Here is an 11,759-nt window from a genome sequence, read left to right as displayed (position 1 = left end):
CATAACAAATTGTATTGTATAAAACAATTTTAATTGGTCCGATTTTTGCTTCAAATATACACATAGGCAGAATGGGTAATTTCCATATTGTCATGGCAGTTTTATTTTGAGGCAGAGCGCATTTTGTTATTTGCTCATACTGAGTGGCAGGTGCATGGTTACCATATGTCGCCGGTTACAAGGTTCCGATGCAGTACAGTGTATTGAATGTTGTAGTGCTCATCTCACGTCAATCACTTATCAGTATTCCTCTCAATTAAATTGTCGAACTTTTTGACTAAATTTAAGGGAGGAAATTGTCATGAGAAAAAATATCTGTTTTAAAATAACTGACATTCGAATAGTACTTTTGGCGTTTTGCGCGACTTTGTCGACAGCTGCCTCGGCTTTGCCTTATTACTATACTGACTGGACAACTGCCAATCCTGCTGCAGGTACAGCACATGGCGTGATGACACTGCCAGATTCATCTACAGTAACCGTAGATTTTTCGGCTGTCTATGCGAATGGTTCCCCTGGCAGCTTTGTAGGTGCGTACACCGCTTCGGATTGGGCTGGCTGGAGTGTCTTCTCATCAGCTTATCTAAGCAGCCAGGTTAGCAACATTCCATTCCCCGATATGCTTCAGCTTATGGGTGGGCAAAATCAAATATATAAGGTGCATTTGAGTGCGGCGATCAAAGACCCGATAATGGCCATCGTGAGCCTTGGCGCTAATGGAACAAATACACATTACAACTTTGACTCTCCATTTACCATTCTTAGCCAAGGAAATGATTACTGGGGAGGATGCGCAACTTGTCTCACTCAATCCGGAAATGATTTGATCGGCAATGAAGGAAGTGGAACCATACAGTTTAATGGAACATTTTCGGATTTTTCATGGACGGTTCCTACGGGCGAGTATTGGCACGGATTTACCTTTGGAATACGAACCACATTAGCTTTAGAGCCAAACCCTCCGTCAAGCAATGTTCCAGAACCAGCTACTCTGTCTTTGATGGGGTTGGGATTGGCGGCGTTGGTGGCGAAACGTAAAGTAATGAAATAAGAAAATTTAGTATTTGCAATCAGAAACCCTGTCTAATGACGGGGCTTTCTTTTTTGAATTCTGGAGTAAAAGTACTTCTCTTTCGGATTATTGAGCACCTCTTTCATGATGGTTATCATGTCAGTTTGGGTAGTTCCGGATTCATTAGACCACTAAATTGGCTTACCAATACGCATCAGATTTTGGTGTGCATCTTAAGTTTAACTTCATTAAGAGTCAATTTCGTAGATAGGGTATTGTTTTAATCCGTAATGGGCGTTGATGGCAAGTCAGCGGCTATACAGTTGTAATTTTCAATAAAATGATGAAATGCCCTTACATCCATCGGTTTGGCGATGAAATAACCCTGTGCCGTATCGCAGCCCATGCTTTTTAGCGTATCCCAATCCTGCTGTGACTCCACACCTTCGGCTACACTTTTAACCTTCAGTTTGTGCGCCATGTTAATGCTCGACTCGACCACGATGCGTAATGCCTCGTTCTCAGAAAGGTCATATACGAATGACTGGTCGATCTTCAGTTCACTGAAGGGTATACGCGTAAGCTGCTGCATGCTGGAATAGCCGGTTCCGTAATCGTCTATGGAAAGCCCGAATCCATTCATGCACAAACGCGCCAGATTTTCTAATGCGTGCGCGACATCAGTCATAGCCGCTGTTTCAGTAATTTCCAGAATGACGTAACGCGGGTCAAGTCCGGTATTCAACACTGCCTGGGTAATCTTGTCCGCCAGTGAGGTATCGGCCAGTGAGACCAGCGAAAGATTAACTGAGATAGAAAGTGTGTTGTCTTTATCGTGAAACGAACGACAGGCTGCCGCAGCTTTTTCGAGAATAAGAAAGGTTAGTCCATCGATGTTGCCACTCTGTTCAAGCAGCGGGATAAAAGCATAGGGGCTGATCACTCCCAGTTCCGGATGTTTCCAGCGCGCCAGCACCTCAGCACCCACTAAACTGGCTGTATTCAAATCCACTTTGGGCTGAAAGTACGGCTCGAACTGTTTTGCGTGAATCCCTTGTAATACTTCCTCAAGCGTAAAGCTCATGTCAGGAATAGGGCTCTGCCACTTGTTTTCGGAACGCTCATATTTGGAAAGAAGAGATTGGAGTTGCCCCAGCATTATGGGTTTCTCGATCATCCCGAGAAGTTTCATGCCATACATTTTTGCCATGTTTCCCGCCGAGGTAAGCAGCTTGCTTCCCAGTGCACTGATAATGATAATTGAAATATGATGGTTTTCCAGACCCAAATTCCGCAGGAACTCAAGGCCATCCATTTCAGGCATATTCAAATCGCAGACCACAATATCCACTGGTTTTTTATTCTCCCCGCTAATCATCTGGATCCCCTGCATGCCATTTTCTGCATCACATATCGATTTTGCACCCAACGAGTCCAGCATTTTTACGAGCATCCGGCGCTGGAAGTCGTCATCTTCCACAACCAAGAAATTTAATTCATTTATATTGACTTGATTCCCATTGGTTTTTTCTACATCAATAAGAAATATTTCAAATTGCCTGATAACTTCGTCTAATTCCATCGTGCCTGCTTTTGCATCAGTCATATTTCCTTTCCGTGAGGCCTCCTCGATGGCTGTGCAGGCGTTTACCAGATATTTTGCTCCTACCATGCGGCCGGATCCTTTCATTCGATGGGCCGTGCTCGCGACATTAGCTAGGTCACCTTGTTCAAGCATCTCGAGCAGCTTGGCTTGGTCAGCACGGATATGTGCCTGGAAATCGTGCAATATCTGAATCTGCGCGACACTGTCTGGCTCAACCTGCTCTAGTACAGCAAAATCAATTGGCTCTGCAATCAGCCCACTATTATTCGTACCGTGTACTGAATCTTTAGGCTGGCTACTGTCCATTTCAGTAATGGATAGCCACTTTTCCAGCGTCTGTTTCAGTTGTGCCAGATTTACCGGCTTGACTAACAGATCATCCATGCCGGCCGCGTGGCATTGTTCTTTTTCTTCCGGGAGTGCATTTGCCGTCCATGCGATGATAGGGGTTCGAGTAAGGCTTTCATCGACTTCGATCTTGCGTACTGCCCGCGAAAACGCGTAACCATCCATCTCCGGCATGTGGCAGTCGGTAATGATCATTGCAAAACGCCCCTCCCTCCATTTCAACAGCGCCTCCCCCCCGTTTTCCGCAGTTTCGGCACGCAAGCCGAGCAGCTTGACTTGGCGTGCCAGCAGATCGCGGTTGATCGGATGATCGTCCACCGCCAACACCAGAGGTGAATTCTGACCGTGTTCAAACAATGGTTTAACCTGTCTTTGCTCCACTTCAGGGTGTGTACTTTGCACTCTCTCTCCCGGTACGCCTGAAACCGGCAGGGTCAGCGTGATACTGAAAACGGATCCCTGACCAGGTTCGCTTGTCAGTTCGATTTGTCCATCCATCAAATTCACCAGGCTCTGGCAGATTGCCAGCCCAAGCCCGGTTCCTCCGTACTGGCGTGTGGTGTCGACACTCTCCTGTTGGTAGCGCCGAAACAGGCGTTGCTGAGCATCCTTGGCAATGCCGATACCCGTATCCTTGACTGAAAAGCGTATCCGCTCGCCGCTATCGAGTTGATTAAGAAGTTCAGCGCAAAGCTCGATTTCCCCGCTATGAGTAAATTTGATCGCATTGCTGACAAAGTTGTTCAGCACCTGTGAGAGGCGTAGCGGGTCGACGATGTGCGTCGGGCTAAGGCGTGCATCGACATGCTGTCTCAACACCAGGCTTTTAACGCTGGCTACGCGTGAATAAGTGTTAACGACCTCTTGGAGTAACTGGGGAATAGAGGTTGATTGCGGCGCGAGATGCAGTTTGCCAGCCTCGATCTTTGACCAATCAAGAATGTCGCTGACAATGCGCAGCAAGCCCCTGCTGGAATCCCATGCGGCATGTAACGTTTCTTTTTGATCGCGATTGAGCGGAGTGAGTGAGAGCACTTCCAGCATGCCCAACATGCCGGTGAGCGGGGTGCGGATCTCATGGCTCATGGTGGCAAGGAAGGAGTCCTTGGAAAGGTTGGCCAATTCGGCTTTTTCTTTAGCTTGGTGCAGCAATTCCTCCGCCTGTTTAGATTCAGTGAGGTCGTGTACGATGCCGGTGAAATAACGTTGACCATCCAGACTCATCTCATTCACGGCCAGATACATCGGGAATGTGTTGCCGTCCTTGCGCCTACCCTCAACTTCGCGCCCGATGCCAATGATGCGCGCTTCTCCGGTGGTGCGGTAGTGTTCAAGGTAACCATCGTGCTGGCTATGGTGAGGTTCGGGCATCAGTATATTGACGTTTTGTCCGATGATCTCAATAGCAGCATAGTCAAAGAGTCGTTCTGCAGCCGGATTAACCGTTTCGATAATGCCACGCTCGTTAATCGTGATGATGCCGTCCGCCACGGTATTGAGAATCGTCTGGATACGTGCGGCGCTTTCGCGGAGTGCTACTTTCGATGCATATTCCTTGGTCACATCGCGAAACACCAGTACAGCCCCGGTCACCTTGCCATCGCGATTACGAATAGGCGCACAACTGTCGGCGATGGGACGCTCGCTACTGTCGCGAGCAATCAGTACGGTGTCGTTGGACAAATCGTGAATGACACCTTGGGCCAGGGTTGCCTCTACCGGGATAGTTGCGGGCTGGCGGGTATTCTGATTGATGATGCAAAAAATATCGGCCACAGGGCGGCCGATTGCTTCCGCTCGCGACCAACCGGTGAGTTGTTCGGCGATGATATTCATGCGTGTTATCTGTCCCTTAATATCTGTAGCCATCACAGCATCGCCAATGGAATTGAGCGTGACAGAGAGGTTTTCCTCTCCTTCAGCGTGTTCTGTTACACGTTTTTCCAATTCTTGGTTGAGGTTGAGAATTTCCTGCTTTGCCTGTTCACGTTTTAAAGTAACCAGCGCGATGAAAAAGGAACCCAATGCAAGTATCAGATAGATAAATACCATTAAAATTTTATTGAATGGCTGGTTGTAGAAGGAATCGCTTAAAAGATCGTCTTTCCGAATAAACGATACGATCTTCCAATCGGCAGCATGCGCCAAGGTTGAATCCCTGAGTGAAGGTTGCACGCCCAACCGTATGTGGACAGTGGTGTAGACAAATAGCCCTTGATCTGTCAGCAGGGAGCCGCGCTTGGAAGATGAGATGGTCCGCCATGCATCAGGAAAATCATGTCCGAATGTACGCTCGTTCTTGCCCAGCATGAAACCCCACTCATCCTCACGCTTGGTACCAGCTAGCCAATAGCCGTTGCGATTAAGCAGCATGCCACCATGGTTGGCTCCCTGCATTGCTACGCGAAAGCTTTGTAGCAGTTCATCCCCAAAATAATTAAACAGGATGATGCCCTTCTTGTTCCCCGCACTATCGAATACCGGTGTACCGTAGCGGATCATCGGTTTATAGGGAATATCCAGGCTGCCATCCTCCATATTCAGGTCCAGCGGAGAGACAAATATTTCATCTTTATTGAGCTTGATCGTGTCGCTGAAGTAATAGCGCCCCGATTTGTTCTGTAATTGCTCAGGGGGCACAGGGGAGGGTTTTCCGGCATTGTAATTGATGCGGACCACTTCTTGGCCGTTGATATCAAGGTAGCGAATTTGGTCATAACGCCTTGTTTCCCTTGATATCACGAGAAAAAGTTTTTCCAGCTCTTCCCATTTTTTTGAAGTGCCACCATCAAAATATCCTTGCAGTACGGGAAGATTGATAATGATGCGAAGATCGGTTTCAACCCGCGATAAATCTCGTTTAATTCGCTCCTCGGCAACTTTGATGCGGTTTACTTCTCGTACTTCTCTATGTTCAACTTGTAACTGATCGTCGAATTGAATGCCCCAAAATAGCATGGTGATAAGCGCAGCGCTGATGGGTATAAAAATCAATGCAAAGCGTTTTAGCAGCACCCGTATAGGGACTTCGATGTTAATAAGCGACATGCGGCCTCCACGATTAGCCCAATCAATACTCAGACTCACAAAATATGCCGCTACAAGCGGACAAATCGAAATGAGCTACTTTTCAGGAAGTATAATGCTAAGTTTGATGAACGCCAGAACGAAATTTGGGAAAGTAACAATGGCGATACCCAACAATAGAAAGCTGCCATTTTTAGCAGAGTTCTGTCGAATTAAATTGGCATACTGGGAGTGGCACGGCGGCTGGCCTAAGGCCAGCTATAAATTACTGTTACTGGATAATTTGGACATAGTTTTAAACTGATTTTAACGGTCTGGTGTAACAGCCAAAAAAATGAGGTACCGGCGGAGCTTGGTCGTCATCATAAACTACGAAAGACTCTTCCTTAAGTCCGGCACGAACGAATCCATCTATTTCTGGCCGGTCCAGCGGTAAAGGAAATTCATTTTCTTTTTCTCCGGTCTTTCGGCTTCGGCACGAAACCAGTGCGTTGCCGCCAGGAGCTACCAAGTCTGCAATCGCATTCAAAGCACGAATCCGATAGTCTCCTGGCAAGACTTGTATGGTGTTGCATTCGTAAACAAGGTCAAATCGCTGTGCCCAATCTTTGGGGTGATCGAACAGGTCAGCGACCCTGTACTCAACATGGGTGTTAGGATAACGCTTGCGGCATAGGTCAATGGCAGCTGGGGAAATATCGAAGGCAATGACCTGATACCCGTGAGCCGATATGGCCTCTGCGTCATCTCCCACGCCACAGCCAACGACGACCGCCCACAGATTTTCGCCAGAAACCGGGTGTTCTTCTAGCCAGGAAACCAGATAAGGATTGGGGGCAAGATCAGCCCAGAAGACCCCCCTGAAGTCGCCTTGAGCATCGCGGTACACCTTATCGAACCATCCGGTAGGGTCTCCACGGTTTTGATAGCTTGCCACCATGCTAAGAAATTCGCGTCTTGCTGCTTCGTCCATATAAATCACCTCTGATTTGACTATAGCATCCCTTGGTCTGCTCCCATCGCTGCCTGCATTATTGTATTTGTGCAATGGATTTTAGACCAAGCTAACATACAAAGCAGCGGTTCTTTTTTATTAAAGTCCATTCGTCATGAATAGAATTTTTTCCGTCCACGATAATCTTGTGTACTATTAAGTTACTGGTCAGGTATGGGCGTATTGAGATGGAATTGAAATCTAAAAATCTGTTTGGCGCCATTTTGCTGTTTATTGTGCTGGATCTATCGATTCTGGTGATCAATTACTGGATTACCTATCAAATTTCCAAAGATGCAATTGCAATAAATTTATCTGGTCGTCAGCGCATGCTTTCACAAAGTATGACCAAATCTTTGTTAATGCTTCAGTCTCAACATTCCGTTGAATTAATTCGAGCTACACATGAAGAGTTTCGAGATTCGGTGAGCGTGTTTGATGAAACTTTGCTTGCATTCAAACATGGTGGGCTAACAGTTAACAGCGATGGAGAAATCATCAGGTTGAGCCGGGTAGATTCGTTTCCAGAAGCAGGACTGATTGATCAGACAATCCAGATCTGGAGGCCGATGCATGAGCTCCTGTTGCCGTATATGACAGGCAGCTTGGATATGCCAGAGCAATTGATTATTCAGCTACGAGAGCAAATGATTCACAATAACCTGCAAATACTTGATTTGATGAATCGCCTTACATCGGGTTTGGAACGGCAATCATTGCAGCGTGCTAATACATTACGCATTATACAAACCATAGTTTTTTTCCTTGCGCTGTTCAATTTTCTTTTTATAGTTCGAAAGTTTCATTTGCTGGCCCGTCAGTCCGCCATGAAAACTCAGCATTACAATGAGTTGGCCATGCGTGATCCGCTGACCGAATTATTTAATCGACGCCAATTTGAAAGTAATCTTGAAAAGGAAGTAGCCACAGTTGACCGACATCAGCACAGCAATATTGCACTGGTAATGATTGATCTGGATGGATTTAAACCGATTAATGACAAATATGGCCATGAAGTGGGGGATGTTGTGCTGTGTACGATTGCTACACGATTGTCTGAAGGTGCGCGCGTGAACGATACGGTTGCTCGAGTCGGCGGGGATGAATTTATGCTGATTTGTCCGGATCTTCATAATAAAGAAGATGCGGATGCTTTTTGCCAACGTTTGCTGACAGAATTAAGCCAGCCAATATTAACCAATGTTGGTCAGGTCAGTGTGGGGGCGAGCATCGGGATCGCGTTTTATCCTGATCATGCCGATAATATTAATGATCTTACACGGATGGCTGACAAAGCCATGTATACAGCAAAAAGTTTCGGGAAAAATCGATATGTCTGTTTGGACCCAACCCGGATTGATGTCAAGCCAGGATAATGAGGTCTTACTTTAACTAGCCTGATGCTTTTCCTGATTAGAAAGAAAGTTCAGCTACATAGATAGTTCTCACCAATTTCGGAATTGCTGCAAATTTAGAAAACTTAGTTATAACCTCAGTGGCGCTGAGACGCGGAGAAATACAATGTTTTCTGAGCGTAATTAGTGCCGACGTATAGCAACAAAGCATCACAATTTATATTTTATGGCATATCAACTCTGCGCCTCTGCGTCTCCGCGGTGAATATACAAAGTTGCATAAACCGCTTGGTAAACATGTCGCGTGTTGTTAATGAAACACTGCACATATACTGCTTTTCGCTGGTTGAGGATGATTGATAATCAGGCATAAATTTTATGCCTTTGTGCTGCACTGGATGTGCTGTTTTAGGTTAGAATCTGATCATGCATAAATATTTCCAGTCATTTTTTTTCACTTCCTTTTTTGGTTTTTTACTTTTCATTACCAGTGAGCTTGGGATGGCCGCAGCGCCATCTGCCCTGCCCGACTCGGTTCAGGCTGCTTTAAAACAAGCAAATATTCCGGCTGCCAATATTGGTATTTACGTTCTGCCTGTTGATAGTGATCAACCTGCTTTGGCTTATGGAGAGGATCGTTCCATGAACCCTGCGTCAGTGATGAAATTGCTGACGACATTTGCCGGATTGGATATCTTAGGCCCTGCTTATAACTGGAAAACCGAGATTTATGTGAACGGACCAGTTGTAGACGGTGTATTGAAGGGGGATCTGATTTTAAAAGGGTATGGTGATCCCGAGCTGACTGTGGAGCGTTTCTGGCTCATGCTGCGTGAATTGCGCCAAAGAGGTGTACGGGATATTCGTGGTGATCTGGTGCTGGATAAGCATTTTTTTGCTACTGAGCCACACGACCCAGGTGCCTTTGATAATCAGGCTTTCCAGCCTTACAATGCGGGCCCCGATGCGTTGCTGATGAACTTTAATGTCGCTCCGCTGCGACTTGTGCCATTGCCTGAACAGCGATCAGTGACTGTACAGCCTGAATTTTCGCTAACGACATTGACCTTGCGCAACGGATTGAAGCTGGATAATGCGACTTGTGGCGATTGGGAATCCCGGTTGAATGTGCAAGTTAGCCCTACACCTGCCGGAGCGGTGGTGGATTTGTCTGGCCCTTTTTCATCGACTTGTGGTGAAAAGCAACTGAATCTGAGTTTTTTGCGGAATGGCGATTTCATTTATGGCTTGTTCAAGCAGCTCTGGAGCGAATCAGGTGGCAGTATTTCCGGTGGATTTAAGGCAGGAGAAGTACCTGCAAGTGCCCGCTTGCTTGTGACGAAAACATCTCCGCCGCTTGCTGTCGTTGTGCGTAATATAAACAAGTTCAGCAATAACGTCATGGCGCGGCAACTGTATTTAACGATAGGGGCAGAGCAATCAGGCCAGCCGGGTTCCCGCGAGAATGCAGGGGCAACTATTCATACATGGCTGGCAGGGCGCGGGTTGAATTTTCCGGAACTGGTGGTGGAGAACGGTTCAGGATTGTCGCGCATTGCGCGAATCAGCCCGCAACATTTGGCGGATCTGCTCATAGCCGCTTATCGTAGCCCGGTATTTTCCGAGCTTGAGTCATCACTGCCTATCGTAGCCGTGGATGGAACGATGCGCAGAAGAATGAAAGATGATGGCGTTGCCGGCCATGCCCATATTAAATCCGGTTCTATAGATGGGGTGAAAACGATTGCCGGTTATGTATTCGATAGCAAAGGCCGCAGAAATGTGGTGGTGTGCATGATCAACCATCCTCGTGCCAGCGCTGGCAGGGGAGTGCAGGATGCATTGCTGGAATGGGTGTATAACCGGCCCTGATTCAAAGAAAAACAGACAAAATATAATCTAAAGCTAAGGTATGTGATGCAAGAGCAGAATGAACTGACGTCAATTATCAAATCCGGTTATCCGCTGATTTTGATCGAAACCCACGAAGAGCCTCGCGCACTGGCGCTACTGGAACGCATAGCCAATCTGGAAAGCCAGGCGCTGTTCCGCTGGAGCGTGACGGATGGTATTAAACGTGTGACCAAAACAGAGAGTGTTGCTGAGTCTTATCAATTGACTGATGCCCTTCGCCATATAGACAAGACGCCCCAGAATGGTATTTACGCAATGTGTGATGCCCATCCCTTTCTGGATGACCCGCTTAATGTCCGTTTTCTCCGTGAAATTGCGCTGGAATATTACAAAACCCAGCGTACGATTGTATTGATCAGCCCTGAGCTGGAACTGCCAGATGAATTGTTGAGAGTAAGCGCAAGGTTTTCGCTGGTTTTGCCAAGTACAAAAACACTCCGGAAAATGGTGAACGAGGAGGCGGAACTGTATAGCCATCAAACCGGTTCAAAGGTGAAAGGCAGCGCTGCGATGGTTGATCAGTTGATCCAGCATCTCCGTGGACTGAATAAAGAAGATGCGCTCAGGCATATTCGACAAGCCATGCGCGATGATGGCAGACTGACTCAAGAAGATTTAACGCGTGTGATCAAGTTTAAACGCGATGCGCTTGCTGGTAATGGCAGTCTGAGTTATGAAACGGATGTGGTTGACTTTAGCCAGGTTGGCGGGCAGGCGAACCTCAAACGTTGGCTGGAAGTGCGCTACAAGCCATTTGTGGATGTGAATGATGTTTTTGGTGTAGATCGTCCTAAAGGCGTGCTGCTGCTCGGTGTGCAGGGTAGCGGTAAAAGTCTGGCAGCCAAGGCCGTGGCGGGTAGTTGGGGATTGCCGCTGATGCGGCTGGATTTTGCAACGCTGTACAATAAATTTTTTGGTGAAACAGAACGGAATTTGCGAAATGCCCTGGCAGCCGCTGAGCAAATGGCACCTTGCGTTTTGTGGCTGGACGAGATTGAAAAAGGCTTGTCGGGAGATGGCACAGGAGGTTCGGACGGTGGGGTTTCTCACCGGGTGTTGGGAACACTGCTCACCTGGTTATCTGAGCGTAAATCCAAAGTATTTATTGTGGCGACTTCCAACGATATTAGTCGTCTGCCGCCAGAGCTGATTCGTAAAGGTCGCTTCGATGAAATATTTTTTGTCGATTTGCCCGGTAGTTCGACACGGGAGCAAATCTTTGATATTCACCTGAAAAGGCGTAAACAGGATTCGACACAATTCGATCTGCAACAGCTTGCCCTGCAAAGCGAAGGGTTTTCCGGCGCTGAAATCGAGCAGGCCATCATCGCAGCCGTATTTGAAGCCTATTCTGTCAGCCATAGCATGGATACAAAAAGCATTCTGAATGAGTTGCAGAAAACCCGCTCGCTTTCTGTTGTGATGGGGGAGAAAATCGCAGCACTGCGGGCTTGGGCTGAGCACCGGGCGGTTAACGCTGATGCGGAAGGGGTGAAGTAAATT

At 47.2% G+C, this 11,759-nt stretch carries 6 protein-coding genes; 4 read left to right on the top strand and 2 right to left on the bottom strand.

What is annotated here, in order from left to right; genetic code table 11:
• Positions 1 to 301: 301 nt before the first annotated feature.
• Complete coding sequence (locus EDC63_RS12605) at positions 302 to 1,051, top strand: PEP-CTERM sorting domain-containing protein (RefSeq protein ID WP_124945117.1); 750 nt, start codon at positions 302 to 304, stop codon at positions 1,049 to 1,051.
• A gap of 241 nt (positions 1,052 to 1,292) precedes the next feature.
• Here the strand turns inward: EDC63_RS12605 and EDC63_RS12600 are convergent, their stop codons facing one another.
• Together EDC63_RS12600 and EDC63_RS12595 are read right to left on the bottom strand one after the other, a co-directional pair.
• Complete coding sequence (locus tag EDC63_RS12600; RefSeq protein WP_124945116.1) at positions 1,293 to 6,014, bottom strand: EAL domain-containing protein; 4,722 nt, start codon at positions 6,012 to 6,014, stop codon at positions 1,293 to 1,295.
• 274 nt (positions 6,015 to 6,288) lie between these two features.
• A complete protein-coding gene (locus EDC63_RS12595) occupies positions 6,289 to 6,966 on the bottom strand; it encodes a class I SAM-dependent methyltransferase (protein WP_124945115.1) in 678 nt (225 codons plus the stop codon).
• Positions 6,967 to 7,175: 209 nt separating this feature from the next.
• On the opposite strand from EDC63_RS12595, the gene EDC63_RS12590 reads away from it, so the two are divergent.
• The 3 genes from EDC63_RS12590 (at position 7,176) to EDC63_RS12580 (ending at position 11,756) form a co-directional block, all read left to right on the top strand.
• Positions 7,176 to 8,363, top strand: a complete 1,188-nt coding sequence (locus EDC63_RS12590; protein ID WP_124945114.1) for a diguanylate cyclase domain-containing protein — start codon at positions 7,176 to 7,178, stop codon at positions 8,361 to 8,363.
• A gap of 405 nt (positions 8,364 to 8,768) precedes the next feature.
• Positions 8,769 to 10,214, top strand: coding sequence for a D-alanyl-D-alanine carboxypeptidase/D-alanyl-D-alanine endopeptidase (gene dacB / locus EDC63_RS12585; protein ID WP_124945113.1), 1,446 nt, complete (start codon positions 8,769 to 8,771; stop codon positions 10,212 to 10,214).
• Between the two features lie 45 nt (positions 10,215 to 10,259).
• Positions 10,260 to 11,756 carry an AAA family ATPase gene (locus EDC63_RS12580; protein ID WP_124945112.1) on the top strand — a complete coding sequence of 499 codons (1,497 nt, stop codon included), beginning with the start codon at positions 10,260 to 10,262 and terminating at the stop codon, positions 11,754 to 11,756.
• Positions 11,757 to 11,759: the final 3 nt, after the last annotated feature.

Source organism: Sulfurirhabdus autotrophica, assembly GCF_004346685.1.
GTDB classification, from domain to species: Bacteria; Pseudomonadota; Gammaproteobacteria; order Burkholderiales; family SMCO01; genus Sulfurirhabdus; species Sulfurirhabdus autotrophica.
Note: the sequence above shows the minus strand (reverse complement) of the source record. Positions and strands in the feature narration are given on the sequence as shown.

Excerpts from the sequence above, each read along its gene's own strand:
- EDC63_RS12605 (WP_124945117.1), top strand. The coding sequence starts at position 302 with ATGAGAAAAAATATCTGTTTTAAAATAACTGACATTCGAATAGTACTT.
- EDC63_RS12600 (WP_124945116.1), bottom strand. The coding sequence starts at position 6,014 with ATGTCGCTTATTAACATCGAAGTCCCTATACGGGTGCTGCTAAAACGC.
- EDC63_RS12595 (WP_124945115.1), bottom strand. The coding sequence starts at position 6,966 with ATGGACGAAGCAGCAAGACGCGAATTTCTTAGCATGGTGGCAAGCTAT.
- EDC63_RS12590 (WP_124945114.1), top strand. The coding sequence starts at position 7,176 with ATGGAATTGAAATCTAAAAATCTGTTTGGCGCCATTTTGCTGTTTATT.
- dacB (WP_124945113.1), top strand. The coding sequence starts at position 8,769 with ATGCATAAATATTTCCAGTCATTTTTTTTCACTTCCTTTTTTGGTTTT.
- EDC63_RS12580 (WP_124945112.1), top strand. The coding sequence starts at position 10,260 with ATGCAAGAGCAGAATGAACTGACGTCAATTATCAAATCCGGTTATCCG.